At 52.3% G+C, this 23974-nt stretch carries 20 protein-coding genes; 19 read left to right on the forward strand and 1 reads right to left on the reverse strand.

Going from position 1 to position 23974, the window contains the following annotated elements:
• Window positions 1–33: 33 nt before the first annotated feature.
• From JSQ80_RS16200 to JSQ80_RS16255, 12 genes are all read left to right on the forward strand, one after another.
• Window positions 34–954, forward strand: a complete 921-nt coding sequence (locus JSQ80_RS16200) for an ABC transporter permease (protein ID WP_087435018.1) — start codon at window positions 34–36, stop codon at window positions 952–954.
• 38 nt (window positions 955–992) lie between these two features.
• Window positions 993–2606 (forward strand): ABC transporter substrate-binding protein, encoded by a 1614-nt coding sequence (locus JSQ80_RS16205; RefSeq protein WP_206096026.1) that lies wholly within the window; start codon window positions 993–995, stop codon window positions 2604–2606.
• Window positions 2607–2651: 45 nt separating this feature from the next.
• Entirely contained in the window at window positions 2652–3911 is a 1260-nt protein-coding gene (locus JSQ80_RS16210; RefSeq protein ID WP_206096027.1) for an ArgE/DapE family deacylase, read from the forward strand.
• A 1-nt stretch (window position 3912) separates the two neighbouring features.
• Window positions 3913–4893: an ABC transporter ATP-binding protein gene (locus JSQ80_RS16215; protein ID WP_206096028.1), complete on the forward strand. Its 981-nt coding sequence runs from the start codon at window positions 3913–3915 to the stop codon at window positions 4891–4893.
• The gene (locus tag JSQ80_RS16220) at window positions 4890–5852 is read left to right on the forward strand and encodes an ABC transporter ATP-binding protein (protein WP_087435014.1); all 963 of its coding nucleotides are present in this window, start codon (window positions 4890–4892) and stop codon (window positions 5850–5852) included. Before JSQ80_RS16215 ends, JSQ80_RS16220 begins: the two co-directional genes overlap by 4 nt.
• A 71-nt stretch (window positions 5853–5923) precedes the next feature.
• On the forward strand, window positions 5924–6871 hold the full coding sequence (locus tag JSQ80_RS16225; protein WP_087435013.1) for a DUF1177 domain-containing protein: 948 nt from the start codon (window positions 5924–5926) through the stop codon (window positions 6869–6871).
• Between the two features lie 127 nt (window positions 6872–6998).
• Entirely contained in the window at window positions 6999–7703 is a 705-nt protein-coding gene (locus JSQ80_RS16230) for an AroM family protein (protein WP_206096029.1), read from the forward strand.
• Window positions 7704–8225: 522 nt separating this feature from the next.
• A complete protein-coding gene (locus JSQ80_RS16235) occupies window positions 8226–8465 on the forward strand; it encodes a hypothetical protein (RefSeq protein ID WP_140397918.1) in 240 nt (79 codons plus the stop codon).
• A gap of 1080 nt (window positions 8466–9545) precedes the next feature.
• Window positions 9546–10556, forward strand: coding sequence for a glycosyltransferase family 2 protein (locus JSQ80_RS16240; RefSeq protein ID WP_087435010.1), 1011 nt, complete (start codon window positions 9546–9548; stop codon window positions 10554–10556).
• Window positions 10553–11056 (forward strand): GtrA family protein, encoded by a 504-nt coding sequence (locus tag JSQ80_RS16245; protein ID WP_206096030.1) that lies wholly within the window; start codon window positions 10553–10555, stop codon window positions 11054–11056. The genes JSQ80_RS16240 and JSQ80_RS16245 overlap by 4 nt, the downstream gene beginning before the upstream one ends.
• A gap of 106 nt (window positions 11057–11162) precedes the next feature.
• Complete coding sequence (wsfD, locus tag JSQ80_RS16250) at window positions 11163–12584, forward strand: glycan biosynthesis hexose transferase WsfD (protein WP_206096031.1); 1422 nt, start codon at window positions 11163–11165, stop codon at window positions 12582–12584.
• Between the two features lie 117 nt (window positions 12585–12701).
• Complete coding sequence (locus tag JSQ80_RS16255) at window positions 12702–13949, forward strand: anaerobic sulfatase maturase (protein WP_206096032.1); 1248 nt, start codon at window positions 12702–12704, stop codon at window positions 13947–13949.
• Window positions 13950–14023: 74 nt separating this feature from the next.
• Here JSQ80_RS16255 and JSQ80_RS16260 read toward each other — a convergent pair whose 3' ends face one another.
• The gene (locus JSQ80_RS16260; RefSeq protein WP_206096033.1) at window positions 14024–14674 is read right to left on the reverse strand and encodes a hypothetical protein; all 651 of its coding nucleotides are present in this window, start codon (window positions 14672–14674) and stop codon (window positions 14024–14026) included.
• Window positions 14675–14838: 164 nt separating this feature from the next.
• Here JSQ80_RS16260 and JSQ80_RS16265 point away from each other — a divergent pair, with 164 nt between their 5' ends.
• From JSQ80_RS16265 to JSQ80_RS16295, 7 genes are all read left to right on the forward strand, one after another.
• Window positions 14839–15411, forward strand: a complete 573-nt coding sequence (locus tag JSQ80_RS16265) for a hypothetical protein (RefSeq protein ID WP_087435005.1) — start codon at window positions 14839–14841, stop codon at window positions 15409–15411.
• 33 nt (window positions 15412–15444) lie between these two features.
• Window positions 15445–15891 carry a MarR family winged helix-turn-helix transcriptional regulator gene (locus JSQ80_RS16270; protein ID WP_087435004.1) on the forward strand — a complete coding sequence of 149 codons (447 nt, stop codon included), beginning with the start codon at window positions 15445–15447 and terminating at the stop codon, window positions 15889–15891.
• Window positions 15892–15958: 67 nt separating this feature from the next.
• Window positions 15959–17356, forward strand: coding sequence for an L-cystine transporter (locus JSQ80_RS16275; protein ID WP_206096034.1), 1398 nt, complete (start codon window positions 15959–15961; stop codon window positions 17354–17356).
• 287 nt (window positions 17357–17643) lie between these two features.
• Window positions 17644–18303 carry a DUF948 domain-containing protein gene (locus JSQ80_RS16280; RefSeq protein ID WP_206096035.1) on the forward strand — a complete coding sequence of 220 codons (660 nt, stop codon included), beginning with the start codon at window positions 17644–17646 and terminating at the stop codon, window positions 18301–18303.
• A 185-nt stretch (window positions 18304–18488) separates the two neighbouring features.
• Window positions 18489–19631 (forward strand): PP2C family protein-serine/threonine phosphatase, encoded by a 1143-nt coding sequence (locus JSQ80_RS16285; RefSeq protein ID WP_087435001.1) that lies wholly within the window; start codon window positions 18489–18491, stop codon window positions 19629–19631.
• 22 nt (window positions 19632–19653) lie between these two features.
• Window positions 19654–23064: a response regulator gene (locus JSQ80_RS16290; RefSeq protein ID WP_206096036.1), complete on the forward strand. Its 3411-nt coding sequence runs from the start codon at window positions 19654–19656 to the stop codon at window positions 23062–23064.
• 42 nt (window positions 23065–23106) lie between these two features.
• Complete coding sequence (locus JSQ80_RS16295) at window positions 23107–23973, forward strand: CheR family methyltransferase (RefSeq protein ID WP_087434999.1); 867 nt, start codon at window positions 23107–23109, stop codon at window positions 23971–23973.
• Window position 23974 lies beyond the last annotated feature (1 nt).

Genomic DNA, 23974 nt, shown 5'->3' on the forward strand with positions numbered 1-23974 from the left:
TCATGTCATGACATCTTAGGAGGTGCAACTGTGATGAAAGCATCAACCTCATCGTCCGCTGCAATAGCTGCGGCGAGCGAACCGTCCATGCTGCAGGAGGCTTGGTTTGCGCTGCGGCAGTGGAGCAAGCTGTTCCTCCGCAACAAGCTTGCCGCGCTCGGCCTCTTCCTGATCGTGTTATGGACGCTCTTTGCCATTGCCGCGCCGCTTGTCGCGCCTTATGCGCCGGATGCTACGCAGCTGGAAGCGAAGCTGCAGGGTCCGAGCGGAACGCATTGGTTCGGAACGGACCAGTTCGGCCGGGACATTTTCAGCCGTGTCGTATACGCAGCGCGCATATCGATTTGGACCGGGCTTATCGCCGTCGGAATTTCCTTCTTCATCGGCGTTCCGCTCGGCGGCATCGCCGCTTATTATGGCGGCTGGATCGGGAATCTCATCATGCGCGTAATGGACATTTTTCTTGCGTTTCCTTCGCTTATTCTGGCGATGGCTATCGCAGCCGCCATGGGTCCTGGCCTCATTAGCGCGATGATGGCGGTAGGGATCGTCGGCATTCCGGAGTTCGCCCGTCTCATGTATAGCCAGACAATCTACTTGAAGGAACGCGAATTCGTGGAGGCGAGCCGTTCCATCGGGGTGAAGGATAGCGCCATTCTTGTCAGGCATATTTTCCCGAACGCGCTGGCTCCGCTGCTTGTCCGCATTACGCTCGGGATGGGCTTTGCCATTTTGACGGCAGCGAGCTTGAGCTTTCTCGGCCTTGGCGTTCGACCGCCGCTTGCGGAATGGGGGGCGATGATATCCGAAGGACGCGAGTACATTATTACCGGCGAATGGTGGCTCGTTACGTTCCCGGGGCTTGCCATAGCAACGACAATACTCGGTTTCAACCTGCTCGGCGACGGGCTGCGCGACGTGCTTGACCCGCGGCTTCGCACGAGCCGCAAATAAGCAATGATTCCAGTTTGAACATCCAGGGGGAGGAAAAAATGATGAAACGAAGCAACTTGATGATGGCCATTGCATTGACGCTCATTTTGACTTTGGTTGCGGGCTGCGCGCCAAAGGCGAATCAAGCCGGAGGAGAGAGCTCTGCCGGCGCAACGGGAGAACAAACGAATGCGCCTGCGAATGGCGCCGGCGGCAAGACGCTGACCGTCGCATATTCCGAAGGCGGGCAGACGCTCGATCCGGCGGAAGCGAACGATCTGACTTCTGATACATTGGTGCTGTCCACCTATGATCAGCTCGTAACGTATGGCGTCAAAAATGTAGATGGCGCGGATATCGCTGCCACGGAAGAAATCAAGCCGATGCTGGCCGAGTCGTGGGACGTATCCGATGACCAGAAGACGTATACGTTCAAGCTGCGCAAGGACGTGAAGTTCCATAGCGGCAATCCGCTGAATGCCGATGCGGTCGTGTTCTCGCTCGATCATATCAAAAACTCGAACTCGGGCGGATTTTTGTATCAGCAGGCTTCTATCGAGTCGTTCCGCAAGGTGGATGATAATACGGTGGAAGTGAAGCTGGAGCGTCCGAACCATATGTTTTTGCAAATCTTGGCGATGTACTCCTTCTCGGTCATCGATCCGCAAGCGATAGAAGGGGATGCGAATGAGTTCTTGAAGACGAAGACGGCCGGTTCCGGTCCGTTCAAGCTTGAAAAATGGGATCCTTCCTCCGAAGCTGTGTTCGTAGCGAACGACAATTACTGGCAGGAGCGGGCCAAGCTGGACAAAGTTGTCATGAAGTTCATGAAGGAAGCATCGTCCCGCACGATGCTGCTGAACAAAGGCGACATTGATCTGGCCATGGAAATTCCGCCGAAGGATGTCGATACGCTGAAGCAGAACAGCGGGCTGACTGTACGTTCGGATGCGAGCAACCGCATTTTGTATATGGGTCTGAACAATAATGTGAAGCCGTTCGACAATCCGAAGGTGCGTCAAGCGATCGGATATGCGATTCCGCATGAATTGCTCTTGAAGGACGTCATGTACGGACAAGCCAAGCAAATGAAGAGCATCGTGGCAAGCAATACGCCTGGTTTCTCCGATAAGGGCTATGTGTATGAATATAACTTGGACAAAGCGAAACAACTGCTGAAGGAAGCAGGCTACGAGGATGGCTTCCAGTTCGATTTCACGCTGGGCTCCGGCTTTAAAGACTGGGAAGACGCCGCTACGGTCATTCAAGCAGAGTTGAAGAAGATCGGCGTCACGATGAACATCAACAAGTTGGCGCGCGCGCAGTTCCTGGAACAGCTTCGCACCGGCAACGTGCAGGCATTCATGTCGAAATGGACCTCGTTCGTCAATGATCCGGAATATCATCTTGGGTTCTTGGTGGATAGCGAAAGCTCGTCCAACTATGTGCATTACAACAATGCGAAGGTGAATGAGCTGCTGAAGGAAGCAGCCGTCGAGACGGACATGACGAAGCGCAACGGAATGTACGAAGAGATCCAAAGCTTTATTAATACGGACATGCCTTACGTGTACATGTACGAATATAACCGCCTCGTGGCATTTAAGAACAACGTGAAAGGTTATATTTTCTTCCCGGATGAATGCTTGCGTTTTTACCCGATTTCAAAATAAGAGATAGAGATTGCAACGGATATGGATAAACAGGAGGGGATTGCGGTGAACGAATGGAAGCAACGCTGGTTAGACGAAGTGGAACAACGCAGAGACGAATTGCTGGGCTTGTGCTCGAAGCTCATTCAATTCCCAACAGAGAATCCTCCCGGGGACTCGCGTGAAATCAGTCAATTCATTATCGACTACTTGGCAGAGGTCGGCATAGAGACGAAGGTGCATGACGCAGGCGATAATATGCTGAATCTAATTGCGACGATCGGCGATGAAGCCGCTTCGGATCGCCATCTAATCTATTGCGGCCATACAGATGTCGTGCCGGCAGGCGACCGTTCCCGCTGGAATTTCGACCCGTTCTGTGGCGAGGTGCGGGACGGATATGTGCTTGGACGCGGGGCGAGCGATATGAAATGCGGTTTGGCGGGACTTATTTTCAGCGTAAAGCTGCTGAAGGAACTGCAAGTTCCGCTTCAAGGCAGACTGTCGCTGCTTATCGTGCCGGATGAGGAAACCGGCGGCCACCTCGGCGTGCCGTGGGTATTCGAACGGAAGCTCATTCATGGCACGGCGGCGGTCATTGCCGAGCCGTCGCATCCGCTGCATCCGACAATCGGGCAGAAGGGCAGCTGCTGGTTCAACTTCACGGTGACGGGAACGCCGGGACACGGCAGCTTGTCTCCGCTGCTCGGAGACAATGCGATTATGAAGGCGGCCGCAGCCGTTCAGGCGCTGCAGCAGCTGCATCACTATCCGGTGGAGCTGCCGAATGAAGTGAAGGACATTATCGAAGTGACGAAGCGCTATATCGCGGAAAAAGAAAATGCAGATTTCTCCGCCATCATCGACCGCGTGTCGGTCAATGTAGGCCTCATCGAAGGCGGAACGAAGACGAACGTCGTGCCTGACCGCTGTACGGTCAGTGTCGATACGCGCCTGCCGTTCGGAGTCGAACCAAGCCAAGTGCTGGCCGAGGCGAAGCGGCTGCTCTCCGAGATCGGCATTGAGACGGAGCTTCACCCTGAAGGCTTCCAAGGATTGGCCAACTGGACGCCGCCGACCGATCCGATCGTGGAGGAGCTTGTGCAGCATATATGCGACGTGAAGCAGGAAGAAGGATACGGAGTATTGCAATGGGCTTCCAGCGATGCGCGGCATTTCCGCCGCGCCGGCATTCCGGTGCTGCAATACGGTCCGGCAGAGCTGTCCACGATACACGGCTTCAACGAAAAAGCTCCGGTGCAGGATGTGGTGGATGCAGCCAAGGTGTATGCGTTGACCGCGCTCAGCTACTTGGGTGGTGAGTAAAATGGAACCGGTGCTGCAAGTCGAACAGCTGGAAACAGAGTTTGTTACGAACGGGGGCGTCTTCAAGGCGGTGGACGGCGTAAGCTTCCATGTGCACCAAGGAGAAACGCTCGGCGTTGTCGGCGAATCGGGCTGCGGCAAGAGTGTAACCTCGTTGTCCATCATGGGACTCCTGCCGAAGAAGATCGGGCGGGTGAAGGGAGGGCGCATTCAATTTCATGGAAGCGACCTGCTGAATGTCCCGGAGAAGCAGATGAGGTCCATTCGCGGCAATCGCATCGCTATGATTTTTCAGGAGCCGATGACTTCGCTCAATCCGGTATTCCGTATCGGCGATCAATTGGCGGAGGCCATCCAGCTTCACATGCAGCTGAAGCGCAAGGAGGCGATGAGGCATGCCGTCGACATGCTGCGCAAGGTCGGCATCCCTCATCCCGAGTCGGTGGCGCAGGAATATCCGCACCAGCTCTCGGGCGGAATGCGGCAGCGGGTCATGATAGCGATGGCGATGTCCTGCAATCCCGAGGTGCTGATCGCCGATGAGCCGACGACGGCGCTTGACGTGACGATTCAAGCGCAAATTTTGGATTTGATGCGCCAGCTGCAGGAAGAAGAGAAGACGTCAATCCTGCTCATTACCCACGACCTCGGGGTCGTCGCGGAGATGTGCCACCGCGTGGTTGTCATGTACGCGGGGCAGGTCGTAGAGGAGGCGGATGTGGACACGCTGTTCGAATCGCCTCAGCATCCATATACGCAGGGGCTGCTGTCATCGCTGCCGCAGCTTGCCGGAGAGCAGGAGCGGCTGGAATCGATACCCGGCACGGTGCCGAGCCCGCTTAATATGCCGCCAGGCTGCCGCTTCGCGCCGCGCTGCAAATATCGCGTGGAAGCGTGCGAACAAGTGCAGCCCGGGCTGACGGATTTGGGAGATGGGCACCGTTGCCGTTGTCTGCTCGTTGAGAAGGGGGTGGCGCGATGACTGCGTTGCTGCAAGTGCGCAATCTAAAAAAGCATTATCCGATTCGCCAAGGACTGCTTAATAAACAGGTCGGTTCCGTGAAGTCGGTGGATGGCTTGAACTTCGACATATATGAAGGAGAGACGTTCGGCATCGTCGGCGAATCGGGCTGCGGCAAATCGACGACCGGCCGCTCGGTCTTGCGCTTGATTGAACCGACGGAAGGCGAAGTATGGTTTCAAGGACGCAACATTATGCAGCTTGGTCCGAAGGAGCTGCGCCTGTTGCGTCCCGAGATGAGCATGATCTTTCAAGATCCTTATGCATCGCTGAATCCGCGCTGGACCGTTCAGCGCATCTTGGAGGAGCCGCTTCAGACGCATCAATCGATGCGAACGGCGGAGCGCAAGCAGCGCGTGCAGGAGCTGATGGAGCGGGTGGGGCTGTCCGCATTTCAAGCGAACCGCTTCCCGCACGAATTTTCCGGAGGCCAGCGTCAGCGCGTCGGCATCGCCCGTGCCTTGGCGCTGAATCCGAAGTTCATTGTCTGCGACGAGCCGGTCTCGGCGCTAGACGTATCGATTCAGTCACAGGTGCTGAACTTGATGCAGGATCTGCAGGAGCAATCGAAGCTGACCTATATGTTTATTTCTCACGACTTATCGGTCGTCAAGTTTTTGTGCACCCGCGTCGGCGTCATGTATCTTGGAAAAATGGTGGAGCTGGCGCCGAAGCGCAAGCTGTATGCCAATCCGTTGCATCCATATACGAAGGCGCTCATGTCGGCCGTGCCTGTGCCGAATCCGAAGGCGAAGAAGGAGCGCATCGTGCTGACGGGCGAGGTGCCAAGCGCCAAGAACCCTCCCCAAGGCTGCGCCTTTCATCTCCGTTGCCCGATAGCGACGGAGCATTGCCGGAGCGTGCAGCCGGAGTGGCGGGAGGCTGATGAAGAACATTGGGTGGCTTGCCACAATTTATAATGCCTGCACGGTGGCCCCGTGCAAGGCCAATACGGACATCTATGATATCGAGCTGAAAGGGAGAGAAAATCATGGCTTTACTGCAAACGTTGCAAATATATGAAGCGGTAGACAATGCATTTACATCCGGCGAAGCGGTGAAGGAGCTGTTCAAGCCTTACCCGCTTGCTGACGTAAGTGTGCAGCGCGTTCATGGGGAAAAGGGATTTACAGATTTCATCCGCATCTTCATCCCGGGAACGGAAGGCAAGAGTCAGGGCGGACAAACGCCGAGCTTCGGTATTGTCGGACGGCTGGGCGGACTGGGTGCGCGGCCGCAGCGCATCGGACTCGTCTCCGATGGCGACGGCGCAATTGCGGCGTTGGCGGCTGCGTTGAAGCTTGCCGACATGAGCGGGAAGGGTGACCGGTTGAAAGGGGATGTGTATATTACGACCCATGTATGCCCGGACGCACCGACCTTGCCGCATGAACCGGTTGATTTCATGGATTCGCCCGTCGATATTGCGACGATGAACGAATACGAGGTGCTGGAAGAGATGGAAGCCATTTTGTCCATCGATACGACAAAAGGCAACCGTGTCATCAACCATAAAGGGATTGCCATTTCCCCGACGGTGAAAGAGGGCTACATCATGCGCATTAGCGATGATTTACTTCGGATTATGGAGATGACGACCGGACAGCATCCGGTCACGTTCCCGATTACGATGCAAGACATTACTCCATACGGCAACGGGCTGTATCACATTAACAGCATCTTGCAGCCTTGCGTGACGACCGCCGCCCCGGTTGTAGGCGTCGCGATTACGGCACAGTCTACTGTACCGGGCTGTGGTACGGGAGCCAGCCATGAAGTGGATATTGCCTTGGCTGCTCGCTTCGCGGTGGAGGTAGCCAAGGAATTCACGAATGAAGTCTGTTCCTTCTATAATAAAGACGAGTTCGAGCACATGTTGAATTTATATGGACCGATGAATGCCCTGCAGACGCTGGGCAGACCGTTAGCGGAGGTCTAGGACAAAGCGGCCGTTCAACGATCGGCAATTGGAGTTCGGCATCGGCATTCTGCATTCTACAGTCGGCATTCGGCCCAAGCGCTAAGTCGTCTCATATAGGCTCATGATGGGGAAAGGAGAGATTCGGATGGAACGAAGCGATAGTTGGCAAGGCGTGAAAATAGGGCTCATTACGATAGGTCAAGCGCCACGAACGGATGTGCAGCCGCTAATCGAGCGTTGGTTGGCCCCTTGCGCAGATGTGCTGCAAGTCGGCGTCTTAGACGGTATGACGCTGGCGCAGATTGAACGCGAGCTTGGCCCGCAGCGAGGCGAGTTCGTGCTGACGACGCGGCTGGCCGACGGTGAAGCTGTCGTCTTGTCCGCGGCGAAAACGGAAGAAGCCATGCAGCGCTTGATCGACGAATGTGAACGGAACGGCTGTCAAGTGATCGTCCTGCTCTGCACCGGAGCGTTCCGCAATCTCGGCACTGAACGGGCCTTGTTGATTGAACCTGAACGTGTGCTGACTCCTGCTATTGCGAAGCTGGCGGGCAGGACTCCGCTTGGGCTTATTATTCCGCTTGCGGAGCAGGCAGAGGAGATGCGCCGGAAATGGGGAGCCTTCGACGCGGCGATTACGACAGCCGCGGCTTCCCCCTATACGGCAACGAGCGGGCAGATCGCGGCGGCGGCACAGGAATTGAGAGCTGCGGGCGCCGGAATTATCGTGCTCGATTGCATGGGATACACGTTAGAACACCAATATATCGCCAGAGAGGCGAGCGGATGCTTCGTGCTGCTGTCGAGCAGCTTGCTGTTCAAACTGTTGACTGAGCTATGCGAGCTTTAAATCTATAAGAGTCGAATACCGCCTGTTGTTTGCCGGGAGCAAGCAGCGGGCGGTATTTTATTTTGAAGTGCCCCTGTCATGTTGCCACTTTATTCTTCTGGGAGATAGCCTGCCGTTCCATCCTTTGCCTCACTCTCCCCTCCATTCAGAGAATTGAAAGCACCCACTTTCCATTGATCAATGGAAGGCAGTCTTTTGTTCTTGTTCAAGTGTGGTTTAGATATGACCCTTCAAACCATGTTGTAAGTGAGACATTAAGAGCCAATGAGTCCCATTGGAATATTAACCCTTCAACTCTCGTGGACGATCAAGGTAACGAACACTGGGTTTCCGGCACATTGGCATGTGCTGTAGGTAAATTTAAAGTATCTCTCACACTTTCTGGCGGAGCAATCTCAACTACACATAGATTATATATTCAATGTGATGATATTGATGTTGGTGGATGGATAGAAAATGGGTAGAATAATATTAATAACCTCACATATAAGGGGAGCAACTATGATTAAATGGAGGGATAATATGAGTAAAAAGCCACTTTGGTATCATATTTTATTATTAGTTGTTCTTTTGCCAGCCATAGAAGGATTGATTACAAACACACAAAGCTCCCATTTTAGAGTTATGATATCCATAACAGCAGTGCTTTGGATTATAGGGATGATGGAAATTAGGAAAAATTTAAACGTGGCGATTTGGTTGTTAGTACTCTTTGCTCTAATGTTTATTTTAATGGCAGAAATATCAAAAATAAGCGCCTAGGCAATGGAGTAGTGCCAGAAAAACATACATATCTGAATTCGTCTAATCATTCTCAAGCATGTTCATTTTGGTAATGTGTAAAAATGAATCCAACCCGACAAAATCTTCCGGCAATGCGTGAGCGTGTTCGGATTATTAAATTATCCCCAATGCTTCTTTTTCCACGCCATCCGGGTAGTTAGCGGCCCCAAAAGCCCAATGGAACAACCTTGAGCCACTTTCCGGTTATGCCATTAGTAGTTCTGGATTGCTTGGGCTTTTAGTGGGTCCTCATTCAGGCTCTATTTGGAATGTAACGTTGTTTTCCGCGTCAAATAACCCTCTATTTATTTGTTCTTAAATCTCTCCATTTTTTTTCATATCCTAATTTCTACATGTTCATTTTAAAGTGAATTTGAAAGTGGACTCCAATTCTTCTTTTCTGCCGGTGCAGTGTTTCCAATCGCTGCAATGAGCGTTATTCAGACCTTGATTTTTAGACATAACACAGAACATGAGATCGGGCTTCCTTTTCCCATAGCCCTTAGATCCATTCTCCCTTTAAGTCAGAAAGGACAGCATTGGGGCCAAGGCGCTTAAGGCTTGCAGCAGACATCATTCGGTAGATTCGGCTAACTATGACAGCATTTTTACTTGATAGCGTTTAGCATCAGCATTACAGTGACATCTTCTGAAGGAAAGGGAGAATGAAGCAAAGGTTGCTAAGAGACTGAATCGGTGCCCTAGCACGTAAACGTGCCATCATCTGACGAAAGGGGAGAATGGAGCGAAGATTGTAGAAGAAGGCCAATCTCCCCTCTCAGCCGCGAACAATGCGCAGCCCTCTGAAGGAAGGGGAGAACGAAGCAAAGGCGTTGAAGAAGCGAAGCTCCTTTTTTACAAGATGGAGCGACTCAGTAGAATCGGAAGAAGGCGGGACATGTATGAAAGTCGCTTGCTTAGCCATAGAATATTATGGAATATATTTGTATAATTAAGGGAATCGTTTGTTTCCCTGCACTCTGGCACGTTTAGAAAGTGCGGTTCCGGTAATCTATCATGGTTCCCTCTTTTTTTAGGCCTCTATAAAGGAGCTCAGGTATGACTTTGCCTATTCTATATATGGTCGTTCCTTGTTATAACGAGGAGGAAGTGCTGCCGCTTTCCATACGAAAGCTGACTGATGTGCTGACTGTGCTTGTTCAGGAACAATTAGTGTCGTGCGAGAGTCGACTGCTGTGTGTCGATGACGGCAGCCGTGACGCCACTTGGATGCGTATCGTCGAAGCGCGAGAGCGAAATCCGTGGGTTGGCGGATTGAAGCTGGCCCGCAATGCCGGCCATCAGAAAGCGCTATTGGCAGGTTTGATGTATGCGAAAAATTTTGCGGATTGCATCATTACATTGGATGCCGATTTGCAGGATGATGTTGCGGCGGTGAAGGCGTTCGTTCAAAAATTTCATGAAGGGTACGAAGTCGTCTATGGCGTTCGCGAAAGCCGGGATTCGGACACATGGTTCAAACGTTGGAGTGCGGAGTCGTTCTATAAGCTGATGCGCCGAATGGGGATTCCGCTCGTATTCAACCATGCCGACTACCGCTTGTTAAGCCGGCGCGCCGTGGAACATCTGGGTGAGTTCCAGGAAGCCAATCTGTTCCTGCGCGGTATTGTGCCGATGATCGGTTTGCGCCAGACCGAGGTTTCCTACCGGCGGCAAGAGCGGGCCGCTGGCGAATCCAAATATCCATTGCGCAAGATGCTGTCGTTCGCGTGGAATGGCGTTACATCGTTCAGCATTAAGCCGATAAGGATCGTAACGACGCTTGGCTTCATTAGTTTGGGGGCGTGCGCAGTGGCGGGAACGTACTCGCTTGTTTCCAAGATAGCGGGTCAGACCGTATCGGGCTGGACGTCCATCATGCTGTCGTTGTGGTTTATCGGCAGCATACAGCTGCTGGCGCTTGGTGTCATCGGGGAATATATCGGCAAAATCTATAATGAAGTGAAACGCAGACCGCCATATATTATCGATCTCGTGCTGGCTGACAAGCCTGCGTCCGAACAACCGGCTTGGATGGCCACCAGAGGATGGTCCGAGGGGATGCTATGAGGCCGGTATTGCTGAAGTTGGCCCGGTTGTTCAGCCGGTATGCCCTGGTAGGGGTCGTCAATACATTCGTTGGGCTTGGTGTCATTTATGTGCTCATGCATGCGGCGGGCTGGGATCATTTAGCGTCTACCTTTACGGGGAACACGGCAGGAGTGCTGTGCAGTTACGTGTTGAACCGCTTCTATACGTTCCGGTATGAAGGAGCGATGCTTCGCAGTTTTGTCCGGTTTGCCGCCATTTCCATGCTGTGCTATGGATTCGCCTACATGCTGCTGCATTCGTTCATCGCAAACACGATCGAAGGAGCAGTGCCATTCCTTGCGGCAGTCTGGCGGGATTCGGCTGTCGTATTGGCTGAGTCCGGCGTATACACCGCCGCTTCGTTTCTGCTGCACCGTTATGTTACGTTTGCCGACAAGCGTTCTCTTCCCGCCGCCTCATCGCCATTAGAGCCTCATGCTGCGGATGACTATGGGAAGCAGCGCAATGCCGAGCATTGAAGAACTGCATGGAGTTCTCAGAGCTGCACTCGAGCTTTTCATTGATTGTTGTGTAAAGCTTGTCATAACAAAGAGAAGCATTACTTAGGGGAGAGTGGAATTAGAAATGAATAGAATGGATTGGGTCACGTGGAGCGCCATCGGGATCGGTGCCGCCCTGCTTTTTTGCATCCTGTTTGCCCCTCCGTTCATCGGGGTTGCCGACAATGGGGATTTTGCCCGTATTTTGGGGAGCGGAGGCATATCTCCATTAAATGATACTTATTCGTATGCGGACAAATATTTCGGCTACAGCCACTCCAGTTATGAATACGGGCCTTTCTCGATCGGATACGTCTCATCGCAAATTCTGTTCGTCTTTACAGCAGGCTTGCTGGGAAGATTGCTCAATCCGGATCAATTTCCGTTGGAAGCGATGGGCATCGTATATTCGGTGCTGCTATTGCTGACTTTGTTCATCATTGTGCGTTATGCATGCGCCGGCAAGCGTTGGCTGCAAATTACAATTGCGGCATGCGTCTTGTTCATTTTTTTCGATATTGGCTATGTCGCTTATTTTCAATCCTTTTTCGGCGAACCGGTATCGCTTATTTTTTTGCTGCTGTCCACCGCGATTTCGATCGTGTTGGCGGTGCAGAACAAGCCGTCTGCCTATTGGCTTGCGCTGCTCTTTGGCTGCGCCGTTATTTTGGCGGCTTCAAAAATTCAGAATGCTCCGGTCGGACTCGCGTTTGCGCTCTACGCCTTCCGCTTGTATCGAAAGCGCCCGGACCGCTCATGGAGATGGCTTATTATAGGCGGTTCCGCTTTCATGATAGCAACGACGGGTCTGATGTATGTTTTTGCACCGCAGGAGCTGAAGCAAATCAATTTATATCAAACGATTTTTTTCGGTATTTTAAAAGATTCGCCGCATGTGGCGCAAGATTTGGAGGATCTGGGCATTCCGCAGAAATATGCGGTGCTGGCCGGAACAAATTATTTTCAGACCGATGTGCCGATAAAGCAGGATGCGCCCGAATTGAGGGAGCATGTCTATTCCCGGCTTGGCCATTTTGATGTGTTAGGCTACTACTTGCGTCATCCTGGGCGCATTATTGACAAGCTGGAAGCCGCCTCTAGCCAGGCGACGATGATACGGCCTTATTACTTGGGAAACTATGAGAAGGAGTTGGGCAAGCCGCGGGGCGCACTCTCCTATACATACAGCCGCTGGAGTGAAGGCAAAAAGAAAATCATTCCGCAGCATTTTGTTTTTTTTCTTAGCTTCTTCCTAGTATATTTCGCAATCATTGCCAAAGAATATATGCGCAATAAATCGCGCAGACATGTGCTCGACGTCCTGCTGCTCGTCAGCAGCGTCGCCATTTTCTCGGTGGCGGTTCCGCTCGTAGGCGATGGGGAAGCCGATCTGGGAAAGCATTTGTTTTTGTTCAATGTCAGCTTCGACATCATGATTGTGGCATCTGTCGTCTGGCTGATCGCTCAGGTCCGCCGGCTGTTCGACCGTTCGCCGGAGCTGGAGTAAGTTGAGACTGTGACATTGGTCCTTGTCAAACGATAATCATGCGTTTACGGTGAAAGAAATGAAGGATAGAGACTGTTGCTGGAGCGAACTAACTTACAAGAGGGAGAGATTCGCGCGATGGCTCACGCATGCATGGACATACGTTCACCCCAAGGTGTCATGTGGAAGACAGTATCGGAGGATTGCAATCTGGCTTGCGACTATTGTTATTATAGTTCATGCCAAGGGAAGCCTGGTTCTGCGATCCGCCGGATAGATGATCGAGTATTGGAAACGTTTATTCAAAAGTATATGGCTGCCGTGACTGGTGCGGCTTCCTTCGCATGGCAAGGGGGCGAGCCGCTGCTGGCAGGCAAGGGCTTCTTCGAGCGCGTCGTCGCGTTGCAAGCGTCGTATGCGCCTCCGCATACGATAATAAGCAATTCCGTGCAGACGAACGGAACGTTAATCGACGCGGAATGGGCAGACTTTTTCCGCAAGTATTCCTTTTTGCTTGGCGTGAGCTTGGACGGCCCGCAAGCGATTCATGACAAGCGGCGGGTAACCGGCTCAGGGGCCGGATCCTATACGGCAGTCATGCGCGGCATCGATCATTTGCGCCAGGCCGGGGTGGATTTCAACATTTTAACGGTCGTGCATGAGGACAACGTGCAGGAGGCCGCAGCGGGCATGCAATTCTATGCGGAGCAGCAATTTACGCATGTGCAGTTCATTCCGTGCATGGACTTCCGTTCGCAGGATGTGGATGCTCCCGGACGCTATGTGATTACGCCGGAACAATATGGGGAATTTTTGTGCGAAGCTTTTGATATTTGGTATAACGAAGGGAATCCGTTATTTTCTGTGCGCATGTTCGATAATGTGCTGCAAGCGGAGATCGGCATGGAGCCGGAGATGTGCATCCACCGCTCTTCCTGCCCGCAGACGCTCATTTTGGAACAGAACGGGGACGCTTATCCGTGTGATTTCTTTATCCATGAGCGGTACAAGCTAGGCAATGTCGCCACGGATGAGCTGCAGCATATTTTGAACCATCCCGGCTGGAAGCAGTTCCTCCAGATGAAGCAGGATATGCCTGCAGCATGCCGGAAGTGTGAGTATGAGCGCTTTTGCCATGGCGGCTGCCCGCGCAACCGCATCGGCCAAGGTTGGGAAATGAACGAGCATACCGATTATTTCTGTGCGAGCTATCGGATGCTATATGCTCATGCGGCCGAACAAATTCGCCATCTGGGCCGCGTGATTCGCGCGCGCGAGCTGGTCCGTTATCAAGCGGCAGGCGGCAAGCTTCCCGGCCGCAATGAGCCTTGCTTGTGCGGCAGCGGGCGCAAATTCAAGCAATGCTGCGCGACTCTCTTATCGTGAACAAAGCCGCTCGATAAACATAGGAAAGGCGATGCCATGCGGCATCGCCTTTCCTGAGAAATCTATTTTCGTTCCTACCGCTTGATCCAGAGGTCGCCTTTCCATGTCACGACTTGTGCCCACAGCTGGCCTTTACCGTCCTTTTTCTCGTTTTTAATCTTGACGGTTTGCGGGGACAAGGAGCCGACCTTTTTCCCGTTTATCGCATTATATAAGGTCGTTGCTTTCTTCAAAGTAACCTGCTCCACTTGTTGGGCAGGATCGATAATCCAATGTTTCCCCTTGTACGTATTGATTTGGAACCATATGAACCCGGAATCGTCCATACGCTCGCTAATAATATTGGCAGTCTGCGAACCGAGCAGGCCGAGGCGATCGCCGTTCGGTGATTTATAGAAGGCCGTCTCATTCGGGATGACGACGGTTTTAGTCGAAGCGTTCGGATCCTTCATCCACGTGTAGCCAACCCATGTATGTATTTTATACCAAGTGATGTTGCTGTTGTCCGTCGTCGCTTCTTCAATCCCGACTTTTTGCGGCGCGAGATAACCGATTCTTTGGCCGCCAACGGCCTCATAGAACGCCGTCTTTTGTTTTAAATCCATCGTATCTGTCTGTGCGCTTACGGCCCCCGTCGTATTTCCGGTTTCCGCGGCAAAAGCCGCGGTTGCGGATACCGCACTGAATGCCAACGTCAATGCCATCACTGCAGCCAATTTCTTCATTATTGAATTCTCCTCTCTCATGGTTATACAATGGTATAGTTTACAATTGGCAAGTGTGTCCGGAATTGCGCGCATCTCTTTCGTTCACTTGCTTGTACACTATGTAACCGCGCTCAATCAGGATGAAACAGCGTTTAGAAATTTTTGGGGAAAGGATGGGGAGAATGAGAAAGCTAGGAAAGTGGTTGCTTAGAGTGCTGGCCTTCCTCCTTATTTTAATCATTATTATTGTGATTGCAGCATATTTCTATATTCGTCCGGGCGAGCCGATAGGGTGGCCGCCGAAGGTCGAAGTTAGCTTAATGGAACGATTGGAGCAAATGGTGCACAACCGCTCGCTGCGCTTGCAGCTGAAGGAAGATGAGATCAATGCGTTGGGGGCCGAATTTATGGAGAAGACGGAGCCATATCGGACCTACAAACAACAATGGAATATTACCGGGATGCGCATGCGGCTGGATAATGATGCCGTGAACATTGACGTTCAGGCGGAAGCATTTGCCGGTGTTCAAGCCGGAGTGCGGGTCTCTTACAAGCTTGAGTGGAATGAAAGCACGCAGACGATTCGGGCCATCCCCGAAGGAACGCATGTCAAAGAACTGACCGTTCCCCAGTCGTGGCTTAAGCTCAAGCCGCTGGAGTTTCCGCTCGCATCCCAGCTTCCGGCTTGGGTTAAAATTAAGCGTGTCGAGTTCACTGCAGACGGCTGGTGGCTGACATTAGGGTTAAAGCTGTAATCATATTTAATGATGTAGGAGAGTGACTTATCCATGCCAAATCGGGAGGAACTGCTGCAGCTGCAGACGAACTTCCGCTCCATGCTGCGCCGCATGCGCATGCAGTGGGATCAGCATTTGGATTCGACTTTGAATCCGACTCAATTCGCCGTCCTCGAACGGCTATACCGACATGGAGCCTTGAAAGTGACCGAAGTGGCGAATGAGCTCAGCTTAACGCCTGGAGCGGTGACCGGAATAACATATAAATTGATGGAAATGAATTATGTCGTCCGCAAAGGAGATCGGATGGACAGACGCATCAATTATTTGGAGCTGACGGAAGAAGGGCGTGAACGGGTAATCGAAGTGTCTGCCCAGCGCGAACGGCTGTTTGTCCGCTTCTTTGAAGGCATTCCGGATGAGGAGCTCCGTCATTTCATGAATGTCTGCAAACAAGTAAATCAAAATCTGGATGAATGTAAGCAGAATGGGCAGTAATAATAACGCTATGTAACTGAACCGACCATCGCAAACAGAACATCGACGGACGAAGGAGTGAAACGCCATGACGGATGGATGGTGGATAATGCTTCATCTTGTGATTATTATAGCCTTCATTATCGTGCTGTACCTCATGCAGAGAAAGCATGCTTCCTTTACGAAGCGGGTATTTGCCGGCTTAGGACTCGGTATCGGTTACGGCGCTGTCTTGCAGTGGCTGCACGGTGTCGATCATCCGGTAGTCCACACGATAAACGATTGGTTCGACATCGTCGGCGGCGGATATGTGCGTTTGCTCCAGATGGTCGTTATTCCCCTTATTATCGTATCCATCATCTCTGCTATTCTGAACGTTACGGCCAAAGCGGGCGTAGGCAAAATGAGCGCCGTCATTATAGGGTTATTAATCGGGACTACTGCGATTGCCGCAGCGGTCGGTATTGCATCGGCCTTGGCATTTGATTTATCGGCCCTTGATATCGAAGCGGGGAAGCAGGAGCTGGAGCGCGGCAATTTTCTGGACAGCAAATTGGACGAAGTCAGCGAGATGACAATTCCGAAGCAAGTGCTTGAATTCATTCCTGCCAATCCGTTCCTCGATATGACCGGAGCCAGACAGACATCGACGATTGCGGTCGTGATTTTTTCTGCATTTGCAGGTATTGCCGCATTGGGCGTAGCCCGGAAGAAGCCGGAGCATGGAGCCATGTTCAAATCGATGATAGATGCGCTTCATGCCATTGTGATGCGGATGGTTACGATCGTGCTCCGTCTCACTCCATACGGGGTGCTTGCCTTAATGACACGGGTCGTATCTACGACGACTCCGGGTGAAATTATAAAATTGGGAGAATTCGTGCTGGCTTCTTATGTCGCGCTGCTCGTTATGTTCGTTATCCATTTGCTGTTGATGGCACTCTCAGGAGTATCCCCGATTCGCTATGTGAAGGGTGCGCTGCCGGCCTTGGTATTCGCATTTACGTCGCGGACTAGCGCAGGCTCGATCCCGATAAATGTGGATACGCAGACAGGACGGCTCGGCGTACCCGAAAGCTTTGCCAATTTCAGCGCTTCCTTCGGCGCGTCCATGGGACAGAACGGGTGCGCCGGCATTTATCCGGCCATGCTTGCCGTTATGATTGCGCCGACCGTCGGAATCGATCCGGCCACCCCCGGATTTCTGCTGCAGCTTGTCGCCGTTGTCGCCGTCAGTTCCTTCGGTGTGGCCGGTGTGGGCGGCGGTGCGACCTTCGCCGCGCTTATCGTGCTGTCCTCCATGAACTTGCCCGTTGCGCTGGCTGGATTGCTCATCTCCGTAGAGCCGTTAATTGATATGGGGCGCACTGCTCTGAATGTAAATGGTTCAATGACGGCAGGGTTATTGTCGTCCCGTTGGCTGGGCCAGTGGGATAAGGAACGGTTCCTTCATCAAGAAGCTAGTATTCATGACGATATCGTGTAACGACAAAAAACGATTCGCTATCCTAACGGGAGACGAATCGTTTTTTTGTTGTATATGGACGGAAATCATAGTATCGTCTCGATTCATCTGCTATGATACTTTACGACCGGTAATAAGGGGAATCGGATACATAACCAGCCATGTGCAGCATGAAACAATTATCGCGGCTTGTTTCGCGCGAACCGGCAACGGGTACTTATAGATGATTCTTTTAACATCTGCAAGCAATTATCCGATAAGAAATGAATGTAAGTAGATATAACATTTTGAGAAGGGCGGAGATTTTCATGTTAGTAGGGATAAGCTCATTAATAGCGGCCATCGCTTTTGTCGTATTGGTCGTATTCCTCATTCAAACGCTGCAGTCCGCAAAGCTGTCGCTCGATCGGGCAGCCAAGACGCTGGAAGAAGTGCAGCATACGGTAGAGCTGCTTAGCGGCGATCTGCAGGCGATAACGAAAAACGCGAATCATGTCACATCAGAGCTGTCCGAACAAATGAAAAAAATAGAGCCGGTCGTTGATTCGGTCCAGCATGCAGGCGAGGCGCTGAACGAGATTACGTTGGCCGCGAAGCAAATCTCTGTCGGATTGGTGAACGGCGTGCGCAAGGCCGCTGTCCGATTCGAACGCAAACCAAATGGTGCTGCAGCACCTGCCGAACAGCATCAATCGAAGCCCGAGCCTGCTCCGCCAAGCAGGCATGAGGCTGTGCCTGCGAACAAGCCGCCCATTCCGGCTCTGACCCCCGGCTTGCCTCTGAGTGATGCGTTGCCTCAGCATCCTCCCGCACCCGATCGTCCGGGGCACTCCGAGACGCCTGCGGCAGCCGGTCAGCAAGCGGGATCTCAGGGCAATCAAGCGCAAGGAGCGGAAGCCAACCGGGATTGGCGCGCATGGGTAGACCTTGGCACGAAGGCATGGCAGCTGTGGAGACAAGGAAACTAGACAATGAGCCGGTTAAGCGATATCGTTAGCCGGCTTTCGTTTTTCCCTAAATAGGGCCATTTTTTGTTAAAATCTTAAATATTAATGCGAGTTCTTGTTTTTTTCCGGTATAGTGGAAGTTGGGGTTTTTTATGTACGGTTACGATGCGCTGCGTCAAATAATTTGGTGAAGGGAGGAGAGTATGATGAATGTTCTTGTTGTCGACGACAATCAAACGAATGTCATGCTCATTCGCGAAATCCTGCGCAAAGCAGGTTATAACGGGATTCAGACCGCTGCCTCTGCTCGTGAAATGTATAATGTCTTAGGTATGGAGGGTCCGCTCGGTCCCTTAAAGGTCCCTGATATCGACTTGATTCTATTAGATATGATGATGCCCGAAATAGACGGCTTGGAAGCCTGCCGCACGATTCAGCAGTATTCGGAGTTAAAAGATATTCCCATTATTATCGTCACCGCGATCGGTGATTCTCATATGCTGGCTGACGCGCTCGATGCCGGAGCGGTTGATTATGTGACGAAGCCGATCAACCGCATCGAGCTGTTGGCGCGCATCCGGTTGGCCTTGCGTTTGAAGCGCGAGAAGGATTGGCATAAAGAGCGCGATCGGCACATTCGCGAGGAGCTCCGGCTTGCCGCGAAAGTGCAGACATCGGTACTGACAGAGCCGTTCCATGACGATCGCATTACGATAGATGCGCTCTACCAGCCCTCTGAAGAGCTTGCGGGCGATCTATATGCATGGTTCCCGCTCGGTCAGGGCCGTTATGGCATCATCATTATCGATATGATGGGACATGGCGTCTCTTCGGCGCTGCTGTGCATGTTCATTGCTTCCGTCCTTCGAGATGCGGTGATGCAGATCGAGCAGCCGGATCTTGTCCTGAAACGGTTGAATACGAAATTCCATCAGCTTCATATGAATGGGAATTTAATGCTCTATTATATGACGGCGCTATATGTGGTCATCGATATGAACAAGCAATGCATTCAATATGCCAATGCGGGCCATCCGCCGGGAATCGTCATGATGGAGGACGGCCACATGATCCTGCTTGAATCGACAGGGTATCCGGTCGGCATGTTCCCTGAGCTGGAAGTAGAGACGCATGAGGTGCCGTGCAAATCGCGTGCGCGCATGGCGCTGTACACGGACGGGCTGATGGAAGCGGCAGGACACAGCGTGGAATCAGCGATGAAACGGATTGCGCAGCTGCTGCAGCAAGAGTCTGAGTTTCAGTCCAAAGCGTGGAATGAGTTGTTTCATCCATCGTCTGACATCGACAGCAATGATGACAAATGTCTCATCTGGGTCGACGTTCATTGATTAATAGAGGGAGGAACGGACGTTGAAGATACGAACGAAGCTAATACTCGGATTCGTCTTGTTCATGGTCATCATTTCTTCATTGGGTTCGGTGTCGTATGTACGAATGAGCAGCTTGAAGCAAGATCTGGATCGCTTCTATTCGGACAATTTCCGCAAGGTCGAACTGGCTTTCAACGTGCGGGACGATGCGAACAACATCGCCCGCGGGCTCGTCACTGAGCTGTTGAATCCGGATTATGGCGCTCCTGACGGGCTGGATAAAATCGATGAGGAAAAGAAAACCCGCGAGAAGATTATGAATTCGCTCGAGGAATTGGACGAGAAAATAGTGAGCCCGCAAGAGCGTCAATTGATGGATAAGGCCAAAGGAGATTGGAAACGATTCGACGAGTATGTGGTCCAAGCGGTGAATTTAAGTGAAGTCAACCGTTATGAGGAAGCGAACAAGCTCCGCAACAAGGTTGGCTTGGACTATCAGGAAAACTTGCAGAATAGCTTGAACGAATTAGCTAATTACCATGAAACGACAATCAATGAGCAAGTATTGAGCGCAACCGAAAACTATGAAAATGCCGTCAGTTGGACGCTCGGCATCATGGTGCTCGGACTCATTATTACTTGCGGCGTCATGCTGTGGGTTATTCCGGGCGTGATGCGGAATTTGAACACGATGTCGCTTATGGTGCGCAGTCTGGCCCGCGGCAGATTGCGGGTCATTCGCAAGCTCGAACCGCACACGAATGACGAAATCGGAGCAGTCATTCACGTGTTCAAACAGATGGCGGAAGACATCGAAGCGCGAAAGCTTAGCGAAGAGCAATACCGGAAATCGCAAGAGGAGGAAGCGTGGGTCGACGGCAATATTGCCCGCGTCACTGAGCTGCTCAACGGCGCCACGACGCTCAGTCAAGCCGGCCAGACCTTCGTCAGCGAATTCGTGCCGACGCTCGGAGCGCAATACGGGACTTTGTTCATTCGCGATGAGTTGAAGAATCCGAAGCGATTCCAATTGTTCGGCACTTATGCCGCGAGCGACGACTTGGATGCGGAACGGCAATTCCTGATCGGGGAAGGCCTGAACGGGCAGTGCGCAGCCGATGAGAATCCGATTATCGTTCGCGATATGAAGGATTGCTCGATACGGATACAATCGGGAATATGCCAATCGCAACCGATTGAGCTGATTCTATATCCAATTAAGTTCGAACGCCGTGTTATCGGGGTGCTGGAGCTTGCCTCCCTGCAGTCGATGACTGACCTGCAATATCGATTGTTGGAACAGTTGGCGACGAATCTGGGTGTCATTATCCATACGATTAACGGCCGCTTGCGTGTCGAGGAGCTGCTGCGCGAATCGCAAGCGCTAACCGAAGAACTGCAATGCCAATCGGAAGAGCTCATGACGCAGCAAGAAGAGATGCGCCGTTCGAACGAGCATCTGGAATCACAGAAAGAAGCGTTGAAGCGTTCGGAGGAAGTGCTGCAGCGCCAGCAGGAGGAATTGGAGCATTATAATACAGAGCTCATTGCCAAGACGCGCGCGCTGGAAGAACAGATGCTGGCGACCCAAGAGAAGAATGAAGAACTCGAACGCACGCGCACGACACTGGAGCGTCAAACGCTGCAGCTGGCTCTGGCATCGAAGTACAAGTCCGAGTTTTTGGCCAATATGTCGCATGAGCTGCGCACGCCGCTCAACAGCCTGCTGGTGCTGTCACAGCTCTTATCCGAAAACAAAGAGGGCAACTTGCAGGAGAAACAGGTGGAATACGCGCGCACCATTCACATGTCAGGTTCGGATCTGCTGAAAATGATCGATGAAATATTGGATCTGTCCAAAATCGATGCCGGCAAAATGAAACTGAATTTTGAAGAGGTCTATTTGGGTGAGTTGGCCTCCTTTATGCACGACAGCTTTGCCACGATAGCGGCCCAGAAGGGGCTCCGCTTTGAAGTGAGCATCGAGGACGGCTTGCCGGACAGCTTCATAACGGATGGGCACCGCGTGAAGCAAGTCGTGCGTAACTTGCTGGGGAACGCCTTTAAGTTTACGAACGAAGGCAAGGTGAAGCTGGACATTGCGGCGGCGCCGGCAGAGGAACTGGCTGCTCATTTCAGGGTGGCAGGCGGAGACTATCTCGCCTTGCGCGTAACGGATACCGGCATTGGCATTGCGAAGGATAAGCAGGCGCTCATCTTCGAGGCATTCCAGCAACTGGACGGCACGACAAGCCGGAAATACGGCGGTGCCGGCTTGGGCTTGTCTATCAGTCGCGAGCTTGCGCGGCTGCTGGGCGGCAGGCTGCATGTCGAAAGCCGCGAGGACGAGGGCAGCACATTCACCTTCTATATTCCGCTCAAGCATGCGAATCAAGCAGCCGCCGAAGCCGGTGCCCCGCCTCTGGCGGACCCGGCAGCGAAGCAGGGCCCGGATGGGCCGTTGGCACTGCCGCAGGGGCAGCATGCGGATGAGCAGGAGGCCGCGCAGGGCAAATCAGCCAAGAAGCGCGTTTCCCGTCATGGCGGCGATTCGCAGGAGCTTCGCAAGGCATGGGATGAAGCGATGAAGCAGGAAGCTGCTGCCGCCATTGAGAGTGAATCGATCCGATCCTGGCCATTTGAACGCATGCGGAGATTGCTCATCGTGGAGGATGACGGTCCGCAGCGGCAATCGCTCATTGCCTTGATTGAAGGTGTCGACGTGTCAGTGACCGCCGTATCGACGGGGAGCGAGGCGCTGAAGCAATTATCGGAGCGCAAATTTGACGGCATGGTGCTTGATTTGCTTCTTCCGGATATGACCGGCTTCGAGCTTATGGATCGCATTAGCCGCAATCCGCAGCATAGACGTGTTCCTATCATTATTTATACGGGCAAGTCGCTGGATGAGAAGGAAGAGACGGAGCTGAAGAAACGCGCTCAGAGCATCATCATTAAAGACGTCAAGTCGGCAGAGCGTCTGCTGCAAGAGACGATGCTGCTGTTGAACCGAATCGATGCGAACGACGCCGATGAAGAAGCGGACAGATCTGGACATTCGTCCACTGACGAGCTGTTGGCGGGCAAACGCGTGCTGCTGGTCGATGATGATGTCCGCAACGTATTTGCGCTGTCAAGCGCGCTAGAGCAATACGATATGGATATCGTGTATGCGGAAAATGGGCGCGAAGCACTCGAAGCGTTGGACAAGCATACCGATTTTGATCTTATTTTGATGGATATGATGATGCCGGAAATGGACGGCTATGAGGCAATGCGCCGGATTCGGGAAATGCCGCAGCATGAGAAGCTGCCGATTATCGCGCTTACGGCGAAGGCGATGAAGGAAGACCGCAACAAATGCATTGAAGCCGGAGCATCAGATTACGTAAGCAAACCGTTCCAAACGGAGCAGCTGCTTTCGCTCATGCGCGTCTGGCTGTATAAATAAAACGCTTGATTACTAATTGAGATGAAGGAGCAAGGGATTGACATGAACGGACACGGCCTCGGTTTGCACGATGACAAGAGACGGCCCCAAGACACCGACCGAGAACGAATTGAAATCGAACTGTTACTTGAAGGGGTTTTTCGGGTATATGGTTATGACTTCCGAGATTATGCTTATCCTTCGCTCAAAAGACGAATTTGGCATCAAGTGTTCTTCGAGCAAGTAGAGACGATATCGGAGCTGCAAAGCCGCGTCTTGCACGAACGGGACTGCTTGCAGCGGCTCGTCCACAGCTTATCGATTCCGGTGACGGAAATGTTCCGTGATCCATCTATGTTTAAGGCTTTCCGCGAGCAGGTTGTCCCGTTGCTGCGCACGTATCCGTACATTCGGATTTGGCACGCGGGATGCTCGACCGGGGAAGAAGTGTATTCGATGGCGATTTTGCTGCATGAAGAGGGCTTGTATGAAAAAGCCAGACTATATGCGACAGATATGAATTCGCGCTCGCTGCACCAGGCAAAAGAAGGCATCTGCCCGTTGGACAAAATGAAGCTGTACACGAAAAACTATATGGAAGCGGGAGGAACGAGCTCGTTCTCGGAGTACTACACCGCTTCCGGCGATGGAGTGGTTATCCATCCTTACTTGCGCAAAAACATCATTTTTGCCGAGCATAACTTGGCGACAGATCGTTCTTTTAATGAATTTAACGTGATTCTGTGCCGGAATGTCATGATTTACTTTAATGAACCGTTACGCAATCGCGTGCATCAACTATTCTACGAAAGCCTGGCTCCGCTTGGCGTGCTCATTGTCGGTTCGAAGGAATCCCTGCACTTCACCGAACGTGAAGCTCAGTATGAGGAAGTGGACCGGAACGAGAAGATTTATCGCAAAATACGGTAGG

It is taken from the genome of Paenibacillus apiarius, from assembly GCF_017052585.1.
GTDB classification, from domain to species: Bacteria; Bacillota; Bacilli; order Paenibacillales; family Paenibacillaceae; genus Paenibacillus_B; species Paenibacillus_B apiarius.

What these genes read in the sequence shown, in the direction of transcription:
- JSQ80_RS16200 (WP_087435018.1), top strand. Translation starts at nt 34, where the DNA reads ATGAAAGCATCAACCTCATCGTCCGCTGCAATAGCTGCGGCGAGCGAA.
- JSQ80_RS16205 (WP_206096026.1), top strand. Translation starts at nt 993, where the DNA reads ATGATGAAACGAAGCAACTTGATGATGGCCATTGCATTGACGCTCATT.
- JSQ80_RS16215 (WP_206096028.1), top strand. Translation starts at nt 3,913, where the DNA reads ATGGAACCGGTGCTGCAAGTCGAACAGCTGGAAACAGAGTTTGTTACG.
- JSQ80_RS16220 (WP_087435014.1), top strand. Translation starts at nt 4,890, where the DNA reads ATGACTGCGTTGCTGCAAGTGCGCAATCTAAAAAAGCATTATCCGATT.
- JSQ80_RS16225 (WP_087435013.1), top strand. Translation starts at nt 5,924, where the DNA reads ATGGCTTTACTGCAAACGTTGCAAATATATGAAGCGGTAGACAATGCA.
- JSQ80_RS16230 (WP_206096029.1), top strand. Translation starts at nt 6,999, where the DNA reads ATGGAACGAAGCGATAGTTGGCAAGGCGTGAAAATAGGGCTCATTACG.
- JSQ80_RS16235 (WP_140397918.1), top strand. Translation starts at nt 8,226, where the DNA reads ATGAGTAAAAAGCCACTTTGGTATCATATTTTATTATTAGTTGTTCTT.
- JSQ80_RS16240 (WP_087435010.1), top strand. Translation starts at nt 9,546, where the DNA reads ATGACTTTGCCTATTCTATATATGGTCGTTCCTTGTTATAACGAGGAG.
- JSQ80_RS16245 (WP_206096030.1), top strand. Translation starts at nt 10,553, where the DNA reads ATGAGGCCGGTATTGCTGAAGTTGGCCCGGTTGTTCAGCCGGTATGCC.
- wsfD (WP_206096031.1), top strand. Translation starts at nt 11,163, where the DNA reads ATGAATAGAATGGATTGGGTCACGTGGAGCGCCATCGGGATCGGTGCC.
- JSQ80_RS16255 (WP_206096032.1), top strand. Translation starts at nt 12,702, where the DNA reads ATGGCTCACGCATGCATGGACATACGTTCACCCCAAGGTGTCATGTGG.
- JSQ80_RS16260 (WP_206096033.1), bottom strand. Translation starts at nt 14,674, where the DNA reads ATGAAGAAATTGGCTGCAGTGATGGCATTGACGTTGGCATTCAGTGCG.
- JSQ80_RS16265 (WP_087435005.1), top strand. Translation starts at nt 14,839, where the DNA reads ATGAGAAAGCTAGGAAAGTGGTTGCTTAGAGTGCTGGCCTTCCTCCTT.
- JSQ80_RS16270 (WP_087435004.1), top strand. Translation starts at nt 15,445, where the DNA reads ATGCCAAATCGGGAGGAACTGCTGCAGCTGCAGACGAACTTCCGCTCC.
- JSQ80_RS16275 (WP_206096034.1), top strand. Translation starts at nt 15,959, where the DNA reads ATGACGGATGGATGGTGGATAATGCTTCATCTTGTGATTATTATAGCC.
- JSQ80_RS16280 (WP_206096035.1), top strand. Translation starts at nt 17,644, where the DNA reads ATGTTAGTAGGGATAAGCTCATTAATAGCGGCCATCGCTTTTGTCGTA.
- JSQ80_RS16285 (WP_087435001.1), top strand. Translation starts at nt 18,489, where the DNA reads ATGAATGTTCTTGTTGTCGACGACAATCAAACGAATGTCATGCTCATT.
- JSQ80_RS16295 (WP_087434999.1), top strand. Translation starts at nt 23,107, where the DNA reads ATGAACGGACACGGCCTCGGTTTGCACGATGACAAGAGACGGCCCCAA.